At 63.5% G+C, this 22,735-nt stretch carries 23 protein-coding genes; 19 read left to right on the forward strand and 4 right to left on the reverse strand.

Going from position 1 to position 22,735, the window contains the following annotated elements; translation table 11 throughout:
- Nucleotides 1-337 precede the first annotated feature (337 nt).
- The 8 genes from J5J10_RS06820 (at nucleotide 338) to J5J10_RS06855 (ending at nucleotide 7,618) form a co-directional block, all read left to right on the forward strand.
- On the forward strand, nucleotides 338-1,003 hold the full coding sequence (locus J5J10_RS06820; protein ID WP_349252087.1) for a precorrin-8X methylmutase: 666 nt from the start codon (nucleotides 338-340) through the stop codon (nucleotides 1,001-1,003).
- Nucleotides 996-2,237 (forward strand): precorrin-6y C5,15-methyltransferase (decarboxylating) subunit CbiE, encoded by a 1,242-nt coding sequence (gene cbiE, locus J5J10_RS06825; protein ID WP_211929327.1) that lies wholly within the window; start codon nucleotides 996-998, stop codon nucleotides 2,235-2,237. The genes J5J10_RS06820 and cbiE overlap by 8 nt, the downstream gene beginning before the upstream one ends.
- Nucleotides 2,234-2,968 (forward strand): precorrin-2 C(20)-methyltransferase, encoded by a 735-nt coding sequence (gene cobI / locus J5J10_RS06830; protein WP_211929328.1) that lies wholly within the window; start codon nucleotides 2,234-2,236, stop codon nucleotides 2,966-2,968. The genes cbiE and cobI overlap by 4 nt, the downstream gene beginning before the upstream one ends.
- On the forward strand, nucleotides 2,965-4,812 hold the full coding sequence (gene cobJ / locus J5J10_RS06835) for a precorrin-3B C(17)-methyltransferase (RefSeq protein ID WP_211929329.1): 1,848 nt from the start codon (nucleotides 2,965-2,967) through the stop codon (nucleotides 4,810-4,812). Before cobI ends, cobJ begins: the two co-directional genes overlap by 4 nt.
- On the forward strand, nucleotides 4,809-5,591 hold the full coding sequence (gene cobM / locus J5J10_RS06840) for a precorrin-4 C(11)-methyltransferase (protein WP_211929330.1): 783 nt from the start codon (nucleotides 4,809-4,811) through the stop codon (nucleotides 5,589-5,591). Before cobJ ends, cobM begins: the two co-directional genes overlap by 4 nt.
- The gene (locus tag J5J10_RS06845; RefSeq protein WP_211929331.1) at nucleotides 5,584-6,048 is read left to right on the forward strand and encodes a hypothetical protein; all 465 of its coding nucleotides are present in this window, start codon (nucleotides 5,584-5,586) and stop codon (nucleotides 6,046-6,048) included. The genes cobM and J5J10_RS06845 overlap by 8 nt, the downstream gene beginning before the upstream one ends.
- An 88-nt stretch (nucleotides 6,049-6,136) precedes the next feature.
- Nucleotides 6,137-6,592, forward strand: coding sequence for a GFA family protein (locus tag J5J10_RS06850; RefSeq protein WP_211929332.1), 456 nt, complete (start codon nucleotides 6,137-6,139; stop codon nucleotides 6,590-6,592).
- Nucleotides 6,593-6,655: 63 nt separating this feature from the next.
- Nucleotides 6,656-7,618, forward strand: coding sequence for a nucleoside hydrolase (locus tag J5J10_RS06855; RefSeq protein ID WP_211929333.1), 963 nt, complete (start codon nucleotides 6,656-6,658; stop codon nucleotides 7,616-7,618).
- Between the two features lie 25 nt (nucleotides 7,619-7,643).
- On the opposite strand, the gene J5J10_RS06860 is transcribed toward J5J10_RS06855, so the two are convergent.
- Complete coding sequence (locus J5J10_RS06860; protein WP_211929334.1) at nucleotides 7,644-9,560, reverse strand: FAD-binding monooxygenase; 1,917 nt, start codon at nucleotides 9,558-9,560, stop codon at nucleotides 7,644-7,646.
- A gap of 140 nt (nucleotides 9,561-9,700) precedes the next feature.
- Between J5J10_RS06860 and J5J10_RS06865 the strand changes: the two genes are divergently transcribed.
- Complete coding sequence (locus tag J5J10_RS06865; RefSeq protein WP_211929335.1) at nucleotides 9,701-10,162, forward strand: MarR family transcriptional regulator; 462 nt, start codon at nucleotides 9,701-9,703, stop codon at nucleotides 10,160-10,162.
- 62 nt (nucleotides 10,163-10,224) lie between these two features.
- Here J5J10_RS06865 and J5J10_RS06870 read toward each other — a convergent pair whose 3' ends face one another.
- Together J5J10_RS06870 and J5J10_RS06875 are read right to left on the reverse strand one after the other, a co-directional pair.
- Entirely contained in the window at nucleotides 10,225-10,917 is a 693-nt protein-coding gene (locus J5J10_RS06870; RefSeq protein WP_211929336.1) for a cobalt-precorrin-6A reductase, read from the reverse strand.
- Nucleotides 10,907-12,088: a cobalt-precorrin-5B (C(1))-methyltransferase gene (locus J5J10_RS06875; RefSeq protein ID WP_249116690.1), complete on the reverse strand. Its 1,182-nt coding sequence runs from the start codon at nucleotides 12,086-12,088 to the stop codon at nucleotides 10,907-10,909. The genes J5J10_RS06870 and J5J10_RS06875 overlap by 11 nt, the downstream gene beginning before the upstream one ends.
- Nucleotides 12,089-12,126: 38 nt before the next feature.
- Here J5J10_RS06875 and cobA point away from each other — a divergent pair, with 38 nt between their 5' ends.
- The 5 genes from cobA to J5J10_RS06900 all read left to right on the forward strand — a co-directional run bounded on the left by cobA (nucleotide 12,127) and on the right by J5J10_RS06900 (nucleotide 16,810).
- Complete coding sequence (cobA, locus tag J5J10_RS06880; protein ID WP_211929337.1) at nucleotides 12,127-12,969, forward strand: uroporphyrinogen-III C-methyltransferase; 843 nt, start codon at nucleotides 12,127-12,129, stop codon at nucleotides 12,967-12,969.
- Nucleotides 12,966-14,270 carry a cobyrinate a,c-diamide synthase gene (locus J5J10_RS06885; protein WP_211929338.1) on the forward strand — a complete coding sequence of 435 codons (1,305 nt, stop codon included), beginning with the start codon at nucleotides 12,966-12,968 and terminating at the stop codon, nucleotides 14,268-14,270. Before cobA ends, J5J10_RS06885 begins: the two co-directional genes overlap by 4 nt.
- Entirely contained in the window at nucleotides 14,267-15,274 is a 1,008-nt protein-coding gene (gene cobD, locus J5J10_RS06890; protein ID WP_211929339.1) for a threonine-phosphate decarboxylase CobD, read from the forward strand. Before J5J10_RS06885 ends, cobD begins: the two co-directional genes overlap by 4 nt.
- A 1-nt stretch (nucleotide 15,275) precedes the next feature.
- Nucleotides 15,276-16,250: an adenosylcobinamide-phosphate synthase CbiB gene (gene cbiB, locus J5J10_RS06895; protein ID WP_211929340.1), complete on the forward strand. Its 975-nt coding sequence runs from the start codon at nucleotides 15,276-15,278 to the stop codon at nucleotides 16,248-16,250.
- Nucleotides 16,251-16,381: 131 nt separating this feature from the next.
- On the forward strand, nucleotides 16,382-16,810 hold the full coding sequence (locus J5J10_RS06900; RefSeq protein ID WP_208551198.1) for a L,D-transpeptidase: 429 nt from the start codon (nucleotides 16,382-16,384) through the stop codon (nucleotides 16,808-16,810).
- A 47-nt stretch (nucleotides 16,811-16,857) separates the two neighbouring features.
- Here the strand turns inward: J5J10_RS06900 and J5J10_RS06905 are convergent, their stop codons facing one another.
- Nucleotides 16,858-17,598: a Crp/Fnr family transcriptional regulator gene (locus J5J10_RS06905; protein WP_211929341.1), complete on the reverse strand. Its 741-nt coding sequence runs from the start codon at nucleotides 17,596-17,598 to the stop codon at nucleotides 16,858-16,860.
- Nucleotides 17,599-17,803: 205 nt separating this feature from the next.
- On the opposite strand from J5J10_RS06905, the gene hemN reads away from it, so the two are divergent.
- The 5 genes from hemN to J5J10_RS06930 all read left to right on the forward strand — a co-directional run bounded on the left by hemN (nucleotide 17,804) and on the right by J5J10_RS06930 (nucleotide 22,689).
- Entirely contained in the window at nucleotides 17,804-19,153 is a 1,350-nt protein-coding gene (hemN, locus tag J5J10_RS06910; RefSeq protein WP_211929342.1) for an oxygen-independent coproporphyrinogen III oxidase, read from the forward strand.
- A gap of 108 nt (nucleotides 19,154-19,261) precedes the next feature.
- Nucleotides 19,262-19,540: an acyl carrier protein gene (locus J5J10_RS06915; protein WP_208551196.1), complete on the forward strand. Its 279-nt coding sequence runs from the start codon at nucleotides 19,262-19,264 to the stop codon at nucleotides 19,538-19,540.
- A gap of 25 nt (nucleotides 19,541-19,565) precedes the next feature.
- A complete protein-coding gene (locus tag J5J10_RS06920; RefSeq protein ID WP_208551195.1) occupies nucleotides 19,566-20,039 on the forward strand; it encodes a 3-hydroxyacyl-ACP dehydratase FabZ family protein in 474 nt (157 codons plus the stop codon).
- A gap of 147 nt (nucleotides 20,040-20,186) precedes the next feature.
- Nucleotides 20,187-21,392, forward strand: coding sequence for a beta-ketoacyl-ACP synthase (locus tag J5J10_RS06925; RefSeq protein ID WP_211929343.1), 1,206 nt, complete (start codon nucleotides 20,187-20,189; stop codon nucleotides 21,390-21,392).
- A 10-nt stretch (nucleotides 21,393-21,402) separates the two neighbouring features.
- Nucleotides 21,403-22,689: a beta-ketoacyl-ACP synthase gene (locus tag J5J10_RS06930; protein ID WP_211929344.1), complete on the forward strand. Its 1,287-nt coding sequence runs from the start codon at nucleotides 21,403-21,405 to the stop codon at nucleotides 22,687-22,689.
- Nucleotides 22,690-22,735: the final 46 nt, after the last annotated feature.

A 22,735-nucleotide genomic window follows, 5' to 3' on the forward strand; every position in this document is an offset into this window, starting at 1 on the left:
GATCGCATGCCTCTCGCGCTTTCTCGATGAAGGTGGGCTTCAAGACAAAATCGCCGTTTGGCCCTTCGAGACCGGTTTCACGACGCGCTTCGACAAACCCGTCGTGTTTGCCGAAATCTATCCGTCGCTCTTTGCCCTCCCTGACGGCGACGAGGTGAGGGACGCGGCGCAGGTGAGGGCGGTGGCGGAAGCTTTCGGCCGGTTCGACGCGGACGGTCGGCTCGCGACGCTTCTTGGTCGTCCGCCGATGTTGACCGAAGAGGAAGTCGCGATATCGGTTGCCGAGGAGGGCTGGGTGCTTGGGATTGGTCATCAAGACCTAACGCTCGCAGATGAAATCTCCGAATCTAAACAAGCTGAAACGGCATCCCTCCAGTACATCCGCGACCCGGCGGAAATCTATCGCCAGTCCTTCGAAACGATCAGGGCCGAGGCTGAACTTGGTCGCTTTCCCGCCGTGCTTCAGCCGCTGGTCATCCGATTGATCCACGCCTGCGGCATGGTCGACCTGGCCGGCGACATTGCCTTCTCCGACGGCGCGTTCGAGGCCGGGGCAGCGGCCCTTGAAAAGGGTGCGCCCGTGCTGGTCGACGCGGAGATGGTGCGCCACGGGGTCATTCGCCGGCTGCTGCCGGCCGACAACGATATCGTCTGCCTGCTGAACGATGAGCGGGTCCGGCCGAAGGCGGAGGAGATCGGCAACACGCGCTCCGCCGCGCAGGTCGATCTCTGGGAAGACAGGCTGGAAGGGGCGGTCGTCGCGATCGGAAACGCACCGACCGCCTTGTTCCGCCTGCTTGAACGAATCGATGCGGGCGCGCCGAAACCGGCTGTCATCCTCGGCTTTCCGGTCGGCTTCGTCGGCGCGGCGGAAAGCAAGGATGCCCTGATCGCGGACAGTCGCGGCATTCCCTATATCGCCGTGCGTGGCCGCCGTGGTGGTTCTGCAATGGCGTCGGCGGCGATCAATGCGCTGGCGGGAGGGCTTGGCACCAATGTCTGAACAGCAGACCGGCCGCTGGCTCACCGTCATCGGCATCGGCGACAACGGGCTTGCGAGCCTGACGCCGGAGGCGCAATCGCTGCTCTGGCAGGCGGAGACCATCGTGCTCGGCGAACGGCTGGACGCGGTGCTGTCCGGCAGCCAGCTTCCGAGCCTGAAACGCATGCTCAACTGGTCCGGCGGTTTTCGCGATACGCTGGAGCAGGTGCTGGCTTTGCGCGGCACGCCTGTCACGGTTCTGGCGACCGGCGATCCGATGCATTTCGGTATCGGCGCGACGCTGAGACGGTACGTCTCCGCCCGCGAGATGCATGTCATTCCATCGCCGTCCGCCTTCTCGCTGGCCGCCTCTCGACTGGGATGGCCACTGCAGACGACGGCGCAGATTTCGCTGCATGGCAGGCCGGTCGCGCACCTCGCCCGCCACATGCTGCCGGGTGCCCGCATCCTGGCGCTGACCGGCGACCGGCATACGGCCGGGGAGGTGTCGGACCGTCTCGTCGCCGCCGGCTTCGGGCCGTCGGTCCTGACCGTGCTAGAGCATATCGGCGGCGCGGCGGAACGGATCGTGCGGATGACCGCCGAGGATTTCGCATCGGAAAAGCCCGAGATCGACGATTTCTACACGCTCGGCATCGATGTCGCCGGCGACGGGGCGGTGCTGCCGCCCGTTCCGGGTCTACCGGACGATGCCTTTCGGCATGATGGACAGCTTACCAAGCGCGAGGTGCGTGCGGTCACGTTGTCCTTCCTGAGGCCGCAGCCCAATGCGCTGCTCTGGGATGTCGGGGCCGGATGCGGCTCGATCTCGGTCGAATGGCTGCGCTGCGGCATGGGGACGGAGGCGATCGCGATCGAGGCGAAGGCGGAACGCCGCGCCATGATCGAGGAGAATGCCGACCGGTTGGGCGTGCCCGACCTGCAGATCGTCGAAGGTCTGGCGCCGACCGCGCTCGATGGTCTTCCGGCGCCGGATCGTATCTTCATCGGTGGGGGGATTAACAATGAGGGTGTGTTCGAGGGGTGCTTCGAGGCGCTGAAACCCGGCGGGCTGCTAGTCGCCAACGCCGTCACCATCGAGGGGGAAGGGCAGATTGCCTATCTGCGCAGCTTGCACGGCGGTGAACTTGTTCGTCTCCAGGTGTCCCGTTCCGCGCCGGTCGGCCGATATTGCGGCTGGAAATCGCTGATGCCGGTGACGATCTGGGTGATGAAGAAGGAACAGGTGGAATGACCGGCAAGCTCTATGGCCTTGGACTTGGTCCCGGCGACCCGGAACTGATCACGCTGAAAGCACACCGTATTCTGACGGCCGCGCCTGTGATCGCCTATCCGGCGCCGGATACCGGCCCGAGTTTTGCCCGCCAGATCGCGGCTTCCTATATCGGAGCGCACCAGTTGGAAGTGCCTGTCGTGATGCCCATGCGGGTCGAGCGTTTTCCGGCGCAGGAGGTCTATGACGCTGCCGCCGAGACCATTGGGCGCCATCTCGATGCGGGATCGGATGTCGCCGTGCTCTGCGAGGGCGATCCCTTCTTCTATGGGTCTTTCATGTATCTTTTCGAGAGGCTAGCGGATCGCTATCCGACCGAGATCGTACCCGGCGTTTCGTCGGTGATGGCGGCGGCTTCGGCGCTCAAGCGACCGTTGGCAGCGCGCAACGACGTCCTGAGCGTGGTGCCGGGACCGTTGGGCGATGACATACTTGAAGCTCGGATTGCAGCGGCCGACGCGGTGGCGATCATCAAGGTCGGGCGGCACTTCACGCGTATCCGGGCACTGATCGAGCGGCTCGGACTGATGGGGCAGGCGGCCTATGCGGAGCGCGTCAGCCTCGACAATCAGCAACTGATGCCTCTCGACGACGTGCCGGATGACGCTGCGCCGTATTTCTCTATGATCCTGATCTATAAGGGTGGCGAGGTCTGGCATCCGGCGTTTCGCAACAACGAGGCTGGCGCATGAACGGGCTTGTTCCCGCTGTCGTGGTGTTAACCGAGGAGGCGTCCGGCATCGGCCGTCGCATTGCCGCTATCGTCGGCGGCGAGCTGCATGGAGCGACGGCGCGGGTAACGACGGCTGATGTGTCCTTCGCTTCGCCCAAGGAACACCTTCGGCAACTCTTGGCCGCCGGTCGGCCGATCGTTGCGGTGATGGCGTCAGGCGCCGTCATAAGGCTTCTGGCGCCGGTTCTGGCCGACAAGCAGTCCGAACCGCCCGTGCTGGCTGTCTCGGAGGACGGAGCTTCCGTGGTGCCACTGCTGGGCGGGCATCATGGAGCCAACGATCTCGCGCGTATGATCGCCGAAGGGCTCGGTGCCCACGCGGCGATCACCACGGCCGGAGACCTGAAGTTTAGCGTTGCGCTGGACCAGCCGCCGGTTGGTCATGTGCTCGCCAATCCGTTGGGTGCAAAGGCTGTGATGGCCGAGCTCGTGGCTGGCGCCGAGGCGAGGCTGACCATCGATGCCGGCGCCTCTGGTCGGGCCGTTGCCGCCTGGCTCACTCAATCCCGACTTCCTTTCGACAATGAGGCCCGTGTGACGTTGACCGTAACCGACAAGATAAAGACGCCCGAGCCGATGGAGCTCGTCTATCATCCGAAGACGCTGGTGCTCGGCATGGGTTGCGAGCGACATGCGTCCAGCGAAGAGGCGATTGCGCTGGCCGAGCGGGCGCTGGAGAGCGGCGGCTTTTCCCGCGACAGCCTCGCTGCCGTCTGCTCGATCGACCTCAAGGCCGACGAGACGGCGATCCATGCGGTTGCCAGCCATTTCGGCATCCCCGCGCGCTTCTTCACGGCGCAGACGCTGGAAGCCGAGGCCCCGAGGCTGAAGAACCCCTCCGATGTCGTGTTCGCCGAAGTCGGCTGCCACGGCGTGGCCGAAGGGGCCGCTCTGGCCGCCGTCGGTGCATCGGGCGAACTGGTCGTCGAAAAGATCAAGTCGAAGGGTGCGACGGCCGCCATCGCGCGCGCCACGGGTATTGTCGATCCGCAATCCATCGGTCGGGCGCGGGGCAGGCTCTATGTCGTCGGCATCGGGCCTGGGTCGGATGGCTGGCGTTCGCCGGAAGTGTCGACGATGGTCTCTGCCTCCACCGATCTCGTCGGCTACTCGCTCTATCTCGATCTTCTCGGACCGCTCGGCGACGGCAAGACGCGACACGATTTCGACCTCGGCAAGGAGGAGGCCCGTGTCGTGCATGCCATGGAACTCGCCGGGCAGGGGCGGACGGTGTCGCTGGTCTGCTCGGGCGATGCCGGCATTTACGCCATGGCGACCTTGGTGTTCGAGCTGTTCGACAAGGGCGGCATCACCGATGCGGCAAGCCGGATCGAGGTGCAGGTTTCGCCCGGCATATCGGCCCTGCAGGCCGCCGCCGCCCGCATCGGCGCGCCGCTCGGGCACGATTTCTGCACCATCTCGCTGTCGGACCTCTTGACGCCGTGGGAGCATATCCAGCGCCGCGTGAGGGCGGCCGGCGAGGGCGATTTCGTCATCGCCTTCTACAACCCCGTTTCGATGAAGCGTCGTACCCAACTCGCCTGGGCGCGCGACAAGCTTCTCGAGTACCGCCCGGCGTCAACGCCCGTGATCCTTGCCACCAATCTCGGCCGCGATGGCGAGACTGTGCGCACCGTGCCGCTCGGCGACCTCAATGTCGATGATGTCGATATGCTGACTGTGGTCGTCGTTGGTTCTTCGGAAAGTCGGACAGTGGAGACCGGCGACGGCAAGACCTGGGTCTACACGCCGCGCGGCTATTCTGGAAAGGCGGATACGGGAATGAAGGGAGCTGAGGCATGACCGTCTATTTCATCGGCGCTGGGCCCGGAGCCCCCGATCTCATCACCGTGCGCGGCCTGCGGCTTATCGAGCGTTGCCCGGTCTGTCTCTATGCCGGATCGCTTGTGCCGGAGGAGACGGTCAAGGCCGCACCGGAAGGCGCCATCGTCAAGGATACGGCGCCCATGCATCTCGACGAGATCATCGCCGAAATCGAGGCGGCGCATGCGCGCGGCGAGGACGTGGCGCGTGTCCATTCCGGCGATCCGTCCATATACGGCGCGATCGCCGAACAGATGCGGCGGCTCGATGCGCTCGGCATTCCCTATGACGTCGTGCCGGGGGTGCCGGCCTTCGCTGCGACGGCGGCGCGGCTGAAGACGGAACTGACGCTGCCGGAGATCGCCCAGACGGTGATCGTCACCCGCACCGAGATGAAGGCATCCTCGATGCCGGAATTCGAGACGCTGGAGATCCTAGGCAAGTCGCGCGCGACGCTTGCCATCCACCTGTCGATCCGCAATCTCGGCCATATCCGCGATACGCTGACACCGTACTACGGCGAGGATTGCCCGGTGGTGATCGCCTACCGCTCGACCTGGCCGGACGAGCTCTTCATCCGCACGACGCTCAAGGACATGGCGGAAGAGGTGCGCAAGGCGAAGATCACCCGCACGGCGCTGATCATGGTTGGCAGGGTGTTCGGGCACGTCGAATTCCGAGACAGCGACCTCTACAATTCCGGTTTCAGTCACGTGCTGCGGAATGTCGGCAAGAAAAAGAAGGCTGTGGGTGGCTGAGCGCCCGGGCATTCGGCGGGGTTATCATGTGACGACCGAATTCGGCCGGTACATGGTCTTCCTTGCAGCCTTTGTTGCCGGCTTCATCATCATGTTGATGTCCCTCTTTCTCTACCTGTCCGTATATATGGGAAGCGGTTGGATCCGAAGTTTCCGCGGCTGGCTCGGCTATACCGTGATCGACAGCGGCACGGCCTGGCAGTGGACGTTCAACATCCTGTTATGGGGTCTGCCGGCTCTGCCTGTCTGCCGCGTTATCCTCGGCTGGATGACCGGTTTTCCGCCAGTCTGGTGGCGCATGATGATCGGTTATGTGGCTCTCGGGCTAACTGTCTATGCTTTCGGTCTTGTCGCCTATTCGACGGATATAGACCGGCAGGTGCTGCGCGTGTCCGGGCTCCTGGTCGTCCTGACCGCCGGATACATTTTTCTCCGCCGCTGGATTGTCGTCAGGTAAGAGTGCTAGATCGCGACGGAGGCTTGCATCGCCTGTCGTGGTTCCCCGCCAACAGGTGTCGCTTCAAACGCAGTGAAAGGATCGAGGCATGACGGAGGAAAACAGCATTACCCATGGCGCGTGCCGCTGCGGCCAGGTCCGCCTCAAGGTACAGGGAAAACCGTTGATGACGATGGCCTGCCACTGCAAGGGATGCCAGCGGATGACAGCCAGCGCGTTTTCCCTCAGCGCTCTTTTCCCCGAGGCCTCGGTCGAAATTACGGGCCTCGAGCCTGTCATCGGTGGCATGCACGGCGAGTTGAAGCACAATTTCTGTCCCCATTGCCTGAGCTGGATCTTTACACGGGCGGAGATGCTTGGCCCGCTGATCAACATCCGTTCGAGCATGCTGGATCATGCTGCGGAGATTGCGCCGTTCATCGAGACCTGTGCAACGGAAAAACTGCCATGGGTAACGGTGCCGGTGCGGCACAGTTACGAGCAGTTCCCGCCAATGGAGTCGTTTGCCGCTCTTCTCGCGGAGTTTGCCGAAACAACCCGGTGACTGCTTTCGCGATTTGCGGGATTGCGATAAGACGCCGGCTCACTTCTGAAAGGCTTCCCCTTCATGCACAAGGTCATTTTCGATACGGATCCCGGCGTCGACGACGCGATGGCGCTCCTCTTCCTGCATCATCACCGGGACATCGACCTTGTCGGTATTACCACCGTGTTCGGAAACGCGACGATCGAGACGACGACGCGCAATGCGCTGTTCCTGAAGCGGGAATGGAAGATCGACGCGCCGGTTTCCAAGGGAGCGGGAGAGACCTTCATTCCGCACCGTGTCAGCCACGAGCCGCCGAAATTCATTCACGGTGACGATGGTCTCGGCAATATTGGCGTGCCCGACGAGATCGACCTGCCGCTTGACCCGCGTCCGGCGCACCGGTTCATCGTCGAGACCGTCCGCGCCCATCCGGGGGAGGTCACGCTGGTGGCCGTCGGTCGGATGACCAACCTTGCCAATGCGCTGAAGGAGGATCCGGAGATCGTCGGCCTTGTGAAGGAGGTCGTGATCATGGGCGGCGCCTTCGACATCAATGGTAATGTGACGCCGGCAGCGGAAGCAAACATCCATGGCGATCCGGAGGCCGCGGACGTGGTGTTCACCGCGAGCTGGCCCGTCGTGATCGTAGGTCTCGACGTGACCACGAAAACGGTGATGACGCGTCAGCAGCTTGCCGACATCCGCGATGCCGCCGGTTCCAGCCGCGCGCGTCTTCTGTTCGACCTGTCGCAGTTCTACATCAAGTTCTACGAAAGCCGGGTGCCCGATGGCATGGTGGTGCATGACAGCTGCGCCTGCGCCTATGTCGTTGCACCAGAGCTCTTCACCACCCGTTCCGGCGCCGTCCGGGTTGTCTGCGGCGGTCTCGCCGACGGTCAGACGATCCAGAAGCCCGATGGCATGGGCTTCGGCCCGTCCGACTGGGACGGCATCGTCAGCCAGAAGGTCTGCACCGGCATCGATCCGGACGGCGTGCTCCGGCTGATCCACGACACGATCGTGTCGGTCAAGGAAGACTGACCACGTCCTGGCGAGATCCTGCCGGCTAGCTGGCCGGCAGCAGGAAGCCGGCGAAGAAATCGGAAAGCTCGCTGTAGGCGTCGATCGGCAGCACGTGAGCGACGTACTGGTCCGGCCGGACGACCACCAGCGCTCCCCGATCGCGATTGATGCCGCGCAGGTCAAAGATATCGGGTCCTTCCTTGAGGTTCGGGCAGAACATCTTCTCGTAGTCGCGCAGACCGAGCTTTCCCGTCTTCGGCATCAGGAGAGCGGGCATCGTCTCAAGGTCAAGGTCGCGGTGATCCTGTTGGAAGATGGTCCTCAGGTCGATCAGCGAGTCGATGTCGGCGCCCTCCGGCGTATGTCTCCGGACCGGCGATTCGGATGCGGTCTCCATGAATTCGCACAGTTTCTCAAGCGGTGAGCCGTTGGCGGGACCTCCCCGGTCGGCGAAGGCATAGATTCGCCAGCGGCCGTCCGCTTTCGCAGCGTGGCCGAGATGCATGGGTTTGGCGTCAGCGAGGCGGATCACCGGCGCCGAGTGGAAGCGGGTTCCGATAAGGAAGCCTTTCGCCTGCTCTTGGTACGTCGACTTGCCCGTCAGGATGGAGGGGCTGTAGACGGTGGCGGTGCCGGCGGTGTAGCGGCCATGTTCGACGAAATAGCGCTTCACCTCGGCAGGCTCCACGCCATCAGGATTGCGTTCGGATTTCAGGGGCGCGCTCAGCATCTTCGCCCATTCCCGGTCGAAGTCGATCAGCGTCTTTGCAATAGCCTGCCGCTCCGCGGAGTAGGAGTGCAGCAGATCCGGCGCGGCATGGCCCCGGAGCACGTAGGCGAGCTTCCAGCCGAGATTGAACGTGTCCTGCATGGAGACGTTCATGCCCTGTCCCGCCTTGGGGCTATGGGTGTGGCAGGCATCGCCGGCGATGAAGATCCGGGGTGCGCGCGACGACACCTCGTTTTCCGGCACGTCGTCGAATTTGTCGGTGAGCCGCTGGCCGATCTCGTAGACCGACCACCAGGCAACCTCTCGCACATCAATGCTGTATGGTTTGAGGATGCGGTTGGCGGCGGCGATGAGGTAGTCGACGGTGATGGCGCGCGTGGCGACGCGCTCGTTCTCCGCCAGCTTGTCGAGTTCGACATAGATGCGGACGAGATGACCGCCCTCGCGCGGGATCAGCACGATCGAGCCTTCGCCCTCGGACTGGATCAGTGCCTTCAGCCGGATATCGGGAAAGTCCGTGACGGCCAGAACGTCCATGACACCCCAGGCCTGGTTGGCGGAATCCCCTTTCAATTCGCGGCCCAGCGCTTTCCTGACACCGGACCGGGCACCATCGCAGCCAACGACATAACGGGCCTTGACCGTTTCCATTTCTCCCTCGTGACCGCCGTCGAGGCGCTCGAGCGAGACTGTTACGGGGCGGTCGCCGACCGGGGCAATCGTCACGTCGGACAGTCGGCGGCTGTAGTGCGGTTCAAGTCGGCGAGGGGATTTGCGCATGATATCGAGATAGAAGTCATGCACGCGCGCCTGATTGAGGATGACGTGCGGGAATTCAGACAACCCGTCTTCCACATCCTGCACCCGACCATGTCGGAGGATCTTGCTCCGATCGGCGTCGGAGCGCTTCCAGAACGTCGTTTCGTTGACCCAATAGGATTCCCGCAGGACCCGCTCGGCGAAGCCGAAGGCGTTGAACATCTCCATGGTGCGACAGGCGATGCCGTCCGCCTGGCCGAGTTCAAGAGGGCCTGGTTTCTGGTCGACGATCGCGACGTGGATATCCGGAAAGGCGGACAGTTGAGCGGCAAGCGTCAGTCCCGCCGGCCCGCAGCCGACGATCACGACATCCACCTCGCGCGGCAGGGCGTTGGGGTTGTGCTCTGCGTGACCGAGCGCTTCCGAGATATCCGGATCGCCCGTTCTGAAACCGTTATGGTGGAACTGCATGGTGTGATCCTCCTTCGCGGGTGACTACCGTTCCCGACGGTCCCCGCCAGCCTCCCATTACGGGCAATCCTCCGCCCGTCTCCTATTGATCAGCATACATATTATCGGTATACTGTAAAGAAGATTTGCGAGGAACGACGATGAAGGATTTCGACCACATGCCGGGCCATCTCGCCCGCCGCTTCCAGCAGATCGCGGTCGCGGTCTTTCATGCCGAGGCGAATGCGCTGGGGTTCGACCTGACGCCCGTCCAGTTCGCGGCCCTTTCAGCGATCGACAGTTATCCGGGCATCGATCAGGCCGGTCTTGCCGGCGTGATCGCCTACGACCGGACGACAATCACCGGTGTCGTTGACCGTCTCGTGCAGAAGGGCCTTGCGACGCGTCAGGCCAGCGTCAGTGACCGGCGGGTCCGGGAACTGCGGGTCACCGCGCTTGGAGCTAAAACGCTCAAGGAGATCGAGCCCGCCGTGCGCTCCGCGCAGGCGCTGATGTTGCGCGGACTGGACGAAGACGAGGCGGAAACCTTGCTCGGTCTGCTCCGGAAGGCCGTGGAAGCAGGCAACGACCTCAGCCGCGCGCCGATGCGTGCTGCCGAATGATGGGCTGATCAGGCAGCAAAGTCACCAGTCCGGGCATCCCGTTCAACGCACCGCAGTCAGTTTCAACGGCCGATCATCATCACGGGAATGCCGAGCGCGCGCGCGGCGGCAATCTTGCCGTATCCCGCGTCACCACCGGAGTTGCGCGCCACCAGATGAGTGATGCGGTACAGAGTGAAGAGCGCTGCTTCCTTGGCTGCATCCGGTGATGGTTTGCCGAGCAGCAGGTCGTGAGATCGGAACGGCAGCCGATGCTCGGGCCGGTCGACCATTCGGACGACGAAATGGCAGTCGTCACGACCCTCGAAGGCGGAGATATACTGTCGGCCAAGCGCGAGGAAGACGGTGGCGCCGGCGGGCAGGGCGGCGGCCGCCTCTGTCAGCGACGATACATCTATCCATTGGTCGCCGGGCTGCGGCTGCCATTGCGGACGGTCGACCGTCTCCAGTGGCACACCTGCCGCCGCGCAGGCGGTGGCCGTGTTCTCGGAGACCTGTCGTGCGAAGGGGTGCGTGGCGTCGATCACCCTCGTGATTTTTTCCTCGCGCAGATAGCGGACGAGGCCGTCCACTCCGCCGAAGCCGCCGATGCGGATATCGCCCGGGGGGATTGCAGGATCCGCCGTGCGGCCGGCGAGCGAGGTGATGACGTGATGGCCTTCAGCGACCAGACGCTCCGCCAGCGCACGGGCCTCCGTGGTCCCGCCAAGGATAAGTATCTTGCTCGCCCCGGATGTCGGATGATCAGGTGGCATGGGCGAGGATAAGTCCCTTGCGGTCGGTGACGATCACATCCACGGAGACAGGCGCGCCGCGCAAGGTATCCAGCGCTGTCAGCCGTGCCCGGGCGGCGATTTCGGGCGCTAGGTCAATTCCGTTTTCCGTCGTTATTTCATGGACTTCTAGCGCGGTGTTGGCAGATTGAATCCGGTCGCTGAGAGATTGAGTCAGTTGTTCTTTTTCCACCAGCGATGCCAGAAATGCCATGTCGATCTGGCTGCGAGAGGAGTGCAGATCGAGGGCGCCTTGCGCCAGCTTCGCCATCTTGGCAAAGCCGCCCGCAATCGTCAGGCGTGGTACTGGATGGACCCGCAGATATTTCAGAAGTCCGCCTGCGAAATCGCCCATGTCGAGCAGGGCCTCCTGGGGAAGCCCAAGCGATTTCTGGGCGGCGTTCTCCGAGGTCGAACCGGTGGCGCCGAGCACATGCGTGAGGCCGATGGCGCGGGCCACATCGATGCCGCGATGGATGGAGTGTATCCAGGCGGCGCAGGAGAAGGGATTGACGATGCCGGTGGTACCGAGGATCGACAGGCCGCCGACGATGCCGAGGCGCGGATTCCAGGTCTGTCGGGCGATCTCGGTTCCGCCCGGAATGGCGATGGTCACCTCGATATCGGCGGCGATCCCTTGCTTGGCGCAGATCGCCTCGATTTCCGTCGTCATCATGGAGCGGGGCACGGGATTGATTGCGGGTTCACCAACTCCGATCGGCAGGCCGGGGCGGGTGACCGTCCCGACGCCGTCGCCAGCGGCAAAGCGGATACCGCTTCCGGGCGGAAGGCGTCGCACACGGGATATTACTGTGGCCCCATGGGTCACGTCCGGATCATCACCGGCATCCTTCACGATGCCAGCTTCTGCAAAACCGTCGCCGAGCCGCTCCATGGCCAGCGCGAAGGCCGGTGTCTCGCCGCGTGGCAGGGTGATGATGACGGGATCAGGAAAGTCGCCGATCAGAAGCGCGGTCAGCGCCGCCTTTGTCGCGGCAGTTGCGCAGGCGCCGGTGGTCCAGCCCTTGCGCAGCGGACCGCCGGGCCGACGACCGTCGGGAGCGCTTGCTTGTTCTGGACTGTCGGCCGGCGTGTTCATGGCGTCGTTATAGGCCAGCGGGACGTCGGGCGAAAGCACCGGCAACGCTGTCAAAGATTGCAATTTCGACATGCGGAGCATAGAGCTTGGCCATGACGTTCGATCCCTTCGCCCATCTTCCCTCGATGATGCCCGGCCATGTCTGGCTGACGGGTGCGGGGCCGGGCGATCCCGGCCTCCTGACGCTGCTGGCCGCCAAGGCCTTGTCGGAGGCCGACGTGATCGTGCACGACGCGCTGGTCAACGATGAGTGCCTGAAGCTCGCGAAGCTGGGCGCGCAGCTCGAGTATGCCGGCAAGCGCGGTGGAAAGCCGTCGGCCAAGCAGCGCGACATCTCTCTGAGGCTGGTCGAGCTCGCGCGGGGCGGCAAGCGCGTTCTGCGACTGAAGGGCGGCGATCCTTTCGTCTTCGGCCGGGGCGGGGAGGAGGCGCTGACACTCGTCGAGCATGGCGTTCCGTTCCGCATCGTTCCGGGTATTACCGCCGGGATCGGCGGTATCGCCTATGCGGGCATCCCGGTAACGCACCGCGAGGTCAATCACGCGGTGACCTTCCTCACAGGCCATGATTCGTCGGGTGTCGTGCCAGACCGGATTGACTGGGAGGCGATCGGACGCGGTTCGCCTGTCATCGTGATGTACATGGCGATGAAGCATATCGGGCATATCGCTGACGCTTTGATCGCCGCGGGTCGTCGTGCGGACGAACCTGTTGCCTTTGTCTGCGACGCAGCGACCGCGCGGCAGCGGGTGCTGGAAACCACGCTCGCCGAGGCGGCCCAGGCGGTCGAGGCATCGGGGCTCGAACCGCCGGCAATCGTCGTTGTCGGCGAGGTGGTGCGGCTCAGGCCATCGCTCGACTGGCTTGGCGCCATGGCCGGGCGGACATTGCAGCCCGATCCGTTCGCGGACCGGGCCCAGAAGGACAGTGCATGAGTGGATTGATGATCGCCGCGCCGTCGACCGGCTCGGGGAAAACGACGGTGACGCTCGGGCTACTCCGGGCGCTCAGGAAGGCCGGTCATGCGATCGCGCCGGGCAAGGCGGGGCCAGATTACATCGATCCCCCGTTTCACGCAGCGGCAAGCGGTGAGCTCTGTCTCAACTTCGACCCCTGGGGCATGCGTCGCGAACTGTTGCTGGCGAATGCCGCGCTTCACGCCAGCGGCGGCAAGACGCTGGTGATCGAGGCGATGATGGGTCTGTTCGACGGCGCCGCCGACGGTTCCGGATCTGCGGCTGATCTGGCGTCCATCCTCGGCCTTTCGGTGGTTCTGGTGGTGGATTGCGCCCGTGCCTCCCACTCTATCGCGGCGCTTGTCAGCGGTTTCGCCAATTACCGGGTGGACACCCGTATCATTGGGGTCATCCTCAACAGGGTCGGCAGCGACCGGCACGAACAGATGCTGCGCTTTGCGATGGAAAAGATCCGCATGCCGGTCTTCGCCGTCATCCGGTCGCACAAGGTGCTGGAAATCCCGGAGCGTCATCTGGGCCTCGTCCAGGCCGGCGAACATGCGGAACTCGACGGGTTCATCGAACAGGCGAGCGAGATCGTGGCGGCGGAATGCGATCTCGGCATGCTGCTGCGTGCGGCGCGGCACATTCCAGACCGGCCGTCAGAGGCCAATATCGACCGGTTGCCGCCGCTCGGACAGAAGATCGCGGTCGCGAGGGATGTGGCTTTCGCCTTCTCATATGAACACATGCTGATGGGCTGGCGGCGGCGGGGCGCGGAGATATCGTTCTTCTCTCCGCTCGCAGACCAAGCACCGGCCACGGACGCCGATGCCGTCTATCTTCCCGGCGGATATCCCGAACTGCAGCCGGGAAGGATCGCAGCCGCATCAACCTTCCGTGCCGGCGTGCTCGCAGCCCGCGAACGCGGCGCGCGAATCTTCGGCGAGTGTGGGGGCTACATGGTGATGGGCGAGGGGCTGATCGATGCGAGTGGCGCGCGGCACGAAATGCTCGGCCTGCTTCCCGTCGTGACGAGCTTCCAGACACGGTCCCGTCATCTCGGCTATCGTCGGGTGACGCCGGTGGGGGCCTTCTTCGACGCACCGATGACCGCCCACGAATTTCACTATGCGACGGTCGTGTCGGAAGGCGAGGGCGAGCCCCTCTTTTCGGCCGTCGACGCTCTTGGCGCCGAACTCGGAACCTTCGGCCGGCAGCGCGGCCGGGTCGCAGGCTCTTTCCTGCATCTGATCGATATCGAGAGCCACGCGCCATGAGCGCTCCGATCGCGCATGGTGGAGCGATCGCGGCGGCTGTCGCCCGCTTCGGCGGTACCCCGGACGCGTGGCTGGATCTGTCGACAGGCATCAATCCGTGTCCGCCCGATCTGCCGCACATACCGGCCGAAGCATGGCATCGGTTGCCGGACAAGTCCCTTGTACAGGCCGCCTGCGAGGCCGCGGGGACGTTCTACGGTTCCGGCAGTCTGGCGCCGCTGGCCGTCCCCGGAACGCAGGCCGCGATCCAACTTCTGCCGCGGCTGGTCGGGCCGGGAAAACGGGCGGCCGTGGTCTGGCCGACCTATGGCGAATACGAGCGATCACTTGCTGCCGCCGGGCTCCCCGTCGATCGTCTCGACAGGCCGGAGGACGTCGACCCCCAGCGGCACGGACTGCTGGTCGTCGTCAATCCGAACAACCCCGATGGTCGTCGACACAAGGCATCCCTGCTGGAGGATGTCGCCTCGCAGCTCAGGGCCTCCGACGGGCTCCTGGTGGTCGACGAAGCCTTTGCCGACGCTGAAAGTGGCGCCGGTCTTGTGCCGCTCGCTGCCCGACACGACAATCTCATTGTCTTCCGCTCCTTCGGAAAGTTCTTCGGCATGGCGGGCGTCCGGCTCGGTTTCGTCTTTACGCGTGCCGAGCGGGCCGCGACGATGTCGGACTGGCTGGGTCCGTGGTCAGTGTCGGGGCCGGCATTGGCGGTGGCCGCCGAGCTTCTTCGCGCGGACACGCGTGCACTTCGCGCCGTCATTTCCGAACGACATGCGGGTCTGCGGCGTGTGCTGGAGACCGCAAGCCTTCAGATCGTCGGCGGCACCAACCTGTTCGCGCTCGTTCGCCACGACAACGCCCGCGGTCTTTACGAACACCTCTGCCGCCACCATATCCTGACGCGGCCCTTCGACTATGAGGCGACCTGGCTTCGGTTCGGACTGACCCCGAACGAGACGTCCGACGCCCGGCTGGCCACAGCGCTCGCTGCTTTCGGAAAATCCTGAGATGTCGCACCTGCCTCTGCTGTTCCTCGCCCTGATCGCCGATCGTTTGATTGGCGATCCACCGTGGCTGTGGGGAAAGGTAAAGCATCCGGTGGTGCTCTTCGGCGCGGCAATCTCTTTCCTTGACGTCCGCTTCAACCGCGACGAACTCCCCGCCGAGCAAAGGCGCCTCAACGGTTTGGTCTCTGCCACGGTTCTCGTGATTGGCAGCGGCCTTGCAGGTCTTGTCCTTCATGCACTGCTGTCGCACCTCCATGTTCTCGGCGTTCTCATTGAAATCCTCATCGTTGCCGTGCTGCTTGCCCAGAAAAGCCTTGCGGACCATGTGGCTGCCGTGGCTGACGGCTTGCGGCAGGACGGGCTGGAGGGTGGCCGTCGCGCCGTGTCGTTGATCGTCGGGCGCGATCCGAAGACGCTGGACGAGCCCGGGGTCTGCCGGGCTGCCATAGAAAGCCTGGCGGAAAACTTCGCCGACGGCGTGGTCGCGCCGGCCTTCTGGTATGCCGTCGGCGGCCTTCCCGGCATATTCGCCTACAAGATGCTCAATACGGCGGATTCGATGATCGGCCACAAGAGCCCGAAATATCTTGCGTTCGGCTGGGCGGCAGCACGGCTGGATGATCTGGCCAACTGGCCGGCAGCGCGGCTATCGCTCTTCATCATCGCCACAGGCGCATTGTTCACGGCGGGGCGCGCGGCCATGTCGCGTGCCTTCAGCGTCGGTCGTCGTGATGCTGGCCTGCATCGCTCGCCCAATTCCGGTTGGCCCGAGGCGGCTTTCGCCGGCGCGCTCGATCTCAGGCTCGCAGGTCCACGCGTCTATGGCGGCGACCTGGTCAGCGAGCCGATGATCAACGGCGCCGGACGCGCCGATGCCTCTGCCGTGGACATTGATCGCGCAACGCGGCTGTTCTGGGCCTCCTGCAGCGTCACGGCTGGGCTGGTGCTTGCCATCTTCGCCGTCACGGCGCTCTGACACCCGATCCCTTAAAAGTCTAGCAACCCGCTTTACTGTTTCGATCCGATACGCCTTAACGGAGTGTAGCGCTGTTTTTACTATCTTGAGCAGCGCCAAAACCCGGCAAGGGATAAAACGGAGGGGAAAACATGCGCAAGTTGCTTATGGTCGCCACGGCCTTTCTTTGCCTTCAGATGCAGCCGGCGATAGCCGAAGCCGCGAGCCTCGTCGCTCGCATCAGCATTTCCGACCAGATGATGACCGTCAGCCAGAACGGGATCGTCAAATACAGATGGAAAGTCTCGACGGCCCGCAAAGGTTACGTAACGCCGACCGGCAGTTATTCGGCGAAATGGCTTTCGAAGAACCACCGGTCGCGCAAGTATGACAATGCGCCGATGCCATTCGCGATCTTTTTCAAGGGTGGATATGCGGTCCACGCGACGTTCGACCTGAAGCGCCTGGGGCGCCCCGCTTCGCACGGTTGCGTGCGACTGCATCCGGACAATGCGGCTCAGCTCTTTGCGATGGCTCAGAAGAATGGTCTTGCAAATACGCGCATCGTGATCACGCGCTGACGGCGCTGGACTAGAGCTGAACCGGGCCGCAGATAGCCGCGACCGGTTCAGTCGTTGCCGGAGGCGTACCGAAGCCGCTCGAGGTTCGGAACCGAGACGTGCCGGTTGTTCTCGATGACGATGATGCCGTCCTTGCGCAGCTTGGTCATCTGGCGCGACACGGTTTCGATCGTCAGGCCGAGGAAATCGGCGATGTCGGCGCGGGAAAGCGGCAGGTCGAACGATGTGACATGTCCCTTGATCGGGTCGGCATGGCTGGCGATCAGATGGAGAAAGCTCGCCACCTTTTCCTGTGCCGTCTTGCGGCCGAGCGTTAGCATCCAGTCACGGGCTTCGTCCAGTTCCTTGAGCGACTGGTCGTGCAGCTTCCGTTCGAAATCCGGCGCCTCGGCGACCATGCGGTCGATCAGAGCTCTTGGGAAAGAGCATATCTCCGCGTCCGTCGCGGCCTCCGCGGTCACGGTGCTTTCGTGTATGAAAGGTCGTCCCATGAAGTCGGGTGCGAACTGCAAGCCGACGATCTGCTGACGGCCGTCGGCCATCATCTTCGACAGCTTCACAACACCGCGGAGTATGTTCGAATAGCTGTCGATCGACTCGCCCTGGCCGATAACTTCGTTACCGGCTTCGACCTTGCGGCGCGTGGAATGACGATTGAGTTCGAGAAGCTGTGCCGAGGTCAAGGTCGAGCATACACCGCCATGCCGAGCTTCGCAGGCCCGGCACACCACAGGAGCTTCAAGATCGATGGGGTCTCTCTTCTGCGCGTCCGTTTTCTGCGCGTCCATGGTTTTTCCACCCTCTTAAACACGCCGGCAAGCCGCGTCGAGACGACTCGCGACGGACGTGACCAAATGACCCATTTTCACGGGTTCTTCACCGTCTTGCTTGTTGTCGTGAATCTACCAGTAAATTGATCGAAGTCAAAGGTTGTGAATGTGACTACCTCTAAGCTTCAGGTATCGAGAGGCTTAGATTCATGGTGCACGCGACATGACAAAATCCCTGCTGGCCAAGTATTCCGGGGCTGTTCCCAGGTACACGAGCTACCCGACGGCACCGCATTTCCATGAGGGTGTCGCGTGCGGCAATTACGCACGCTGGCTCGGAGCCCTGACAGGCGAGCAGGACATTTCGCTTTATATTCACATTCCGTACTGCGACCGGCTCTGCTGGTTCTGCGCCTGCCACACAAAACACACGCTGAAGTATGAGCCGATCACCACCTATCTTGCGTCGCTCCACGCGGAGATCGAGAAGGTCGGCTCGTTCATCGATCCGGCGGCGAAGGTCACGGCCGTGCATTTTGGCGGCGGTTCGCCCACCATGCTCCAGCCGGATGACATGATCGAACTCATGCGGAGACTGCGCGCGGCGTTCAGCTTCGCCGACGACGTGGAGATCAGCGTCGAAATGGACCCCAACGATCTCGACGACTCCCGCTATGACGCGCTCGCCGCAATTGGCATGACGCGCGCCAGCCTCGGCGTCCAGGATTTCGATCCGCGGGTTCAAAAGACGATCAACCGCATCCAGACGTTCGAGCAGACGGCCGGCGTGGTCGAGGCTGTTCGGGCTCGCGGCGTCCATTCTGTCAATTGCGACCTTCTCTACGGCCTGCCGTACCAGACGCTGGAAACCCTTGAGAGCACGGTCACCGATATCATTTCCCTTGATCCCGACCGCATCGCGCTGTTCGGCTATGCGCATGTGCCATGGATGAAAAAGCACCAGCAGATGATCCCTGAGGCGGCGCTTCCGGATGTCGAGGCGCGCTATGAGCAAATGGTGCGAGCCGCCGACATGCTGCTTGCCGCCGGCTACGAGCAGATCGGCATCGACCATTTCGCCAAGCCCGCCGACCGGCTTGCGATTGCCGCGCGCGAGGGAAAGCTGCGGCGGAATTTCCAGGGTTATACGGACGATGGCGCCGAGGTGCTCATCGGTCTCGGTGCATCCTCTATCGGGCAATTGCCGCAGGGCTATATCCAGAACATGCCTGCCACCGGCGAGTACCAGAAAATGGCGCTGGCCGATGGTCTCTGTGCGGTCAGGGGTATCGAATTTACCGCGGATGACCGGCTGCGGGCCTATGTGATCGAGCAGGTGATGTGCAATTTCGGCTTCGATTTTTCGGCCGCGCGCGCGCTTTTCCCTCGCGGTGCCGACGAGGTCATCGGGGAAGCACGCGTGTTTGCCGCCGGCGACAGGGACGGCGTCTGTCGCATCGAGGGCGACCGGTTCAGCCTGACGGCGGCCGGTCGGCCCTTTGCCCGCAGCGTCGCGGCGGTCTTCGACGCCTATCTTTCGAACGGGAAAGGCCGCCACTCCATTGCTGTTTAGGCAACACTTCGCTTGCAAATCGTCACCGCGCGATGCGGAACCCATTGGCATTTCAGTTTCATTTGCCTATGTGGGGCTTTGATTTTTGAGACCACGGGGTACACTGGCGTGACTGCTACATTCGACAAGGTTGCCGACATCATCGCTGAAACGAGCGAAATCGATCGCGAGACGATTACGCCCGAGAGCCACACGATCGACGATCTCGGCATCGACAGCCTCGACTTCCTCGATATCGTGTTCGCGATCGACAAGGAATTCGGCATCAAGATTCCGCTGGAACAGTGGACGCAGGATGTCAACGAGGGCAAGGTTTCGACGGAAGACTATTTCGTCCTGAAGAACCTCTGCGCCAAGATCGACGAACTGCGCGCCGCCAAGGGCTGAGCCCTTCCAGGCGCGGGAGACCGATATGCTGCTCGAATACTTCCAGATGATCGATCGGATCGAGTCGGTCGACTTGGGCGAGCGCGTACTGCGAGCGCGGTCACGCGTACCTGCGGCGAGCCCGGTATTCGAGGGACATTTTCCCGGCATGCCGCTCGTTCCCGGCGTTCTCCTGATCGAAACCATGGCCCAGGCGTCCGGCTTCCTGCTGCTCGCGCTCAATGATTTTTCGGCCATGCCTTTCCTGATGACGGTCGACGGCGCCAAGATGCGGACCTTCGTGGAGCCGGAAACGGAGCTCGAGATCGAGGCGCGTCTGGAACATGACGGGTCCGGTTTTGCGGTGACCAAGGCGAAGATCAGCGCCGGCGCCAAGAAAGTCTGCGACGCGCAGTTGAAGCTGAGAACGATGCCATTCGGCGAAATTCCGATTGGCGACATCGTCAAGGCGCGTGCCGTCGAGGTCGGACTTGTCGCCGCAATGAAGGCCGCCGGCTGATCCGTCGCCGCCTGCATTGCATTCCGCCTTGATTGAAGACTGTTGACGGGCGGCGTCGCTTGCGCTTTTAGAGCGGGTCATCCCGACCATTGCGGTACCCGGCTCCAACGCTGCCGCTTCACACACTCTCCGCCGAGAGGACGACATATGACAAAACAGCCAAACGATGTGGTGATCACCGGCATCGGCATCGTCACCTGCCATGGAACCGGCAAGGAACCGCATGTCGCGCTGTTGTCCGGCCAATCAGGCTTGCAGCCACCGGTGGAAGCGGAGCGTTTCAAGCCTTACCCGATCCATCCGATGCCGGAGATCGACTGGTCGACGCAGATCCCGAAGCGTGGCGACCAGCGGCAGATGGAAAACTGGCAGCGGCTTGGTGTCTACGCGGCAGGTCTTGCTCTCGACGACGCAGGCTTCAAGGATGATGCGGAGGCCTGCGCGACCATGGACATGATCGTTGCTGCCGGCGGCGGCGAACGCGACATCAATGTTGACACGCTGATCCTCGAAGAGGGCCTGAAGCGCAACGACCGCGACCAGCTCGTCAACGAGAAGCTCACCACCGAGTTGCGCCCGACCCTCTTCCTGGCACAGCTCTCCAATCTTATGGCCGGAAACATCTCGATCGTTCACAAAGTCACCGGATCGTCGCGCACCTTCATGGGCGAGGAAGCCGCCGGCATCTCCGCGATCGAGACAGCCTTTGCGCGCATCCGCGCTGGCCAGTCGACCCATTCCCTCGTCGGCGGCGCCTTCGTCGCCGATCGCGATGATATCTTCCTGCTGGTCGAAGGGGTGCAGGCGCATTTGACCGGTGCGTGGAAGCCGCTCTGGCAGCGCGACGCTTCTCATGGCGGCGGCATGATGTTCGGCACCGTCGGCGCCTTCCTCATTCTTGAATCGCGTTCGCACGCGGAATCCCGATCCGCTCACATCTACGCGACGATCGATGCCATCGAGGGCGACCGCGGTCGCCGTGAGGACGGCGGCCTTGAAAAGCGTCTGGCGCGCATGGCTGCCGCCGTCGGCGCGGGTGCCGGCGAGGGAACGCTGGTGTTTTCGGGCGCAAGCGGCATCGTCGACCTGTCCCGGCGCGAGAAATCCGCTCTTGAAACCGCCTTCCCGCAGGCCGTGCTACGCGGCTTTGGCGGCGTGACGGGGCATGCGCTCGAGGCGCAGTTCCCTCTTGGACTGGCGCTTGCCGCGCTTGCGCTCGATACGAAGGCGCTCGTGCCGCCGTTCGATGCCGGCGCCGAGGCGACAATGACGACGAAAGCGTCGGACGCCATCGTGACCACCGTCGGCTATGTTCGCGGTGAAGGCATGGCCCGGTTGAGCGCGGAAGGCTGAGGAGACAGACATGACACAGTCCCGCTTCAAGGATCATCTCGGCCGCCCGATCGTTGCCGTCACCGGCATGGGGGTCATCACCTCGCTCGGTCAAGGACTTCAGGATAACTGGGCGAAGCTAACAGGCGGCGTCTCTGGCATCCACAAGATCACCCGCTTTCCGACCGAAGGGCTCAACACCCGGATCTCAGGCACGGTCGATTTCATCGAACTCCCGGCAGTCAACGCTGTGGAGCGCTCTTACGCGATGGCGCGCGAGACGACGCTCGAAGCGCTGGCGCAAGCCGGCCTTTCGGGTGATTTCGAGGGTCCTCTCTTCCTCGCCGCCCCGCCGGTCGAGCCGGAATGGGACGATCGTTTCCGGGTGGTGGAGCGGTGCCCGCCGGACGAGAACCACGGGCACGCCTATAATCGACTGACGGCCGCGATGCGCGCCAAGGCCGATCCGGTGTTCATGGAGGCGGTCCAGTTCGGTTCGATCTCTGAACGGCTCGCCGACCGGTTCGGCACGCGCGGACTGCCGGTGACGCTGTCGACGGCCTGCGCCTCGGGCGCCACCGCGATCCAGCTCGGCGTCGAGGCCATCCGCCAGGGCCGCACCGACCGCGCACTGACTGTCGCGACTGACGGCTCCGTTGGCGCCGAGGCGCTCATCCGGTTCGCGCTGCTGTCGGCGTTGTCGACCCACAACGATCCGCCGGAGAAGGCCTCGAAGCCGTTCAGCAAGGATCGCGACGGGTTCGTCATCGCCGAAGGCGCGGCGACGCTCGTGCTGGAATCGCTGGAGGCGGCCGTCGCCCGAGGTGCGAAGGTTCTCGGCATCATGAAGGGTTGCGGCGAGAAGGCGGACCATTTCCACCGCACACGCTCGTCGCCGGACGGTGCGCCTGCGATTGCCACCATTCGTGCGGCGCTGGACGACGCGGGTCTCTCGGAGAACCAGGTCTGCTACATCAATGCCCACGGCACGTCGACGCCCGAGAACGACAAGATGGAATACGGGGCCATGCTTGCGGTGTTCGGCGACCGCCTGAAGGCGATCCCGGTCTCGTCGAACAAGTCGATGATCGGCCACACGCTGACCGCCGCCGGCGCGGTGGAGGCTGTGTTCTCGATCCAGACCATGCTGACCGGGACGGTCCCACCGACCATCAACTACGTCAATCCGGACCCCGCCATCGAGCTGGATGTGGTGCCGAACGTGAAGCGTGACGCGGATGTGTCGGCCGTACTGTCGAACTCGTTCGGCTTCGGCGGACAGAACGCCAGCCTTGTCATGACGCGGGAACCGGCCTAAGTCACCGCCAAACAGCAGATCAATCAACCGCCTGACCGGCGAGGAC

Origin of the sequence: Ciceribacter sp. L1K23, assembly GCF_018122705.1 — a bacterium.
Classification (GTDB): Bacteria; Pseudomonadota; Alphaproteobacteria; order Rhizobiales; family Rhizobiaceae; genus Allorhizobium.

Excerpts from the sequence above, each read along its gene's own strand:
- cbiE (WP_211929327.1), top strand. The coding sequence starts at position 996 with ATGTCTGAACAGCAGACCGGCCGCTGGCTCACCGTCATCGGCATCGGC.
- cobI (WP_211929328.1), top strand. The coding sequence starts at position 2,234 with ATGACCGGCAAGCTCTATGGCCTTGGACTTGGTCCCGGCGACCCGGAA.
- cobJ (WP_211929329.1), top strand. The coding sequence starts at position 2,965 with ATGAACGGGCTTGTTCCCGCTGTCGTGGTGTTAACCGAGGAGGCGTCC.
- cobM (WP_211929330.1), top strand. The coding sequence starts at position 4,809 with ATGACCGTCTATTTCATCGGCGCTGGGCCCGGAGCCCCCGATCTCATC.
- J5J10_RS06850 (WP_211929332.1), top strand. The coding sequence starts at position 6,137 with ATGACGGAGGAAAACAGCATTACCCATGGCGCGTGCCGCTGCGGCCAG.
- J5J10_RS06855 (WP_211929333.1), top strand. The coding sequence starts at position 6,656 with ATGCACAAGGTCATTTTCGATACGGATCCCGGCGTCGACGACGCGATG.
- J5J10_RS06860 (WP_211929334.1), bottom strand. The coding sequence starts at position 9,560 with ATGCAGTTCCACCATAACGGTTTCAGAACGGGCGATCCGGATATCTCG.
- J5J10_RS06865 (WP_211929335.1), top strand. The coding sequence starts at position 9,701 with ATGAAGGATTTCGACCACATGCCGGGCCATCTCGCCCGCCGCTTCCAG.
- J5J10_RS06870 (WP_211929336.1), bottom strand. The coding sequence starts at position 10,917 with ATGCCACCTGATCATCCGACATCCGGGGCGAGCAAGATACTTATCCTT.
- cobA (WP_211929337.1), top strand. The coding sequence starts at position 12,127 with ATGACGTTCGATCCCTTCGCCCATCTTCCCTCGATGATGCCCGGCCAT.
- J5J10_RS06885 (WP_211929338.1), top strand. The coding sequence starts at position 12,966 with ATGAGTGGATTGATGATCGCCGCGCCGTCGACCGGCTCGGGGAAAACG.
- cobD (WP_211929339.1), top strand. The coding sequence starts at position 14,267 with ATGAGCGCTCCGATCGCGCATGGTGGAGCGATCGCGGCGGCTGTCGCC.
- cbiB (WP_211929340.1), top strand. The coding sequence starts at position 15,276 with ATGTCGCACCTGCCTCTGCTGTTCCTCGCCCTGATCGCCGATCGTTTG.
- J5J10_RS06900 (WP_208551198.1), top strand. The coding sequence starts at position 16,382 with ATGCGCAAGTTGCTTATGGTCGCCACGGCCTTTCTTTGCCTTCAGATG.
- J5J10_RS06905 (WP_211929341.1), bottom strand. The coding sequence starts at position 17,598 with ATGGACGCGCAGAAAACGGACGCGCAGAAGAGAGACCCCATCGATCTT.
- hemN (WP_211929342.1), top strand. The coding sequence starts at position 17,804 with ATGACAAAATCCCTGCTGGCCAAGTATTCCGGGGCTGTTCCCAGGTAC.
- J5J10_RS06920 (WP_208551195.1), top strand. The coding sequence starts at position 19,566 with ATGCTGCTCGAATACTTCCAGATGATCGATCGGATCGAGTCGGTCGAC.
- J5J10_RS06925 (WP_211929343.1), top strand. The coding sequence starts at position 20,187 with ATGACAAAACAGCCAAACGATGTGGTGATCACCGGCATCGGCATCGTC.
- J5J10_RS06930 (WP_211929344.1), top strand. The coding sequence starts at position 21,403 with ATGACACAGTCCCGCTTCAAGGATCATCTCGGCCGCCCGATCGTTGCC.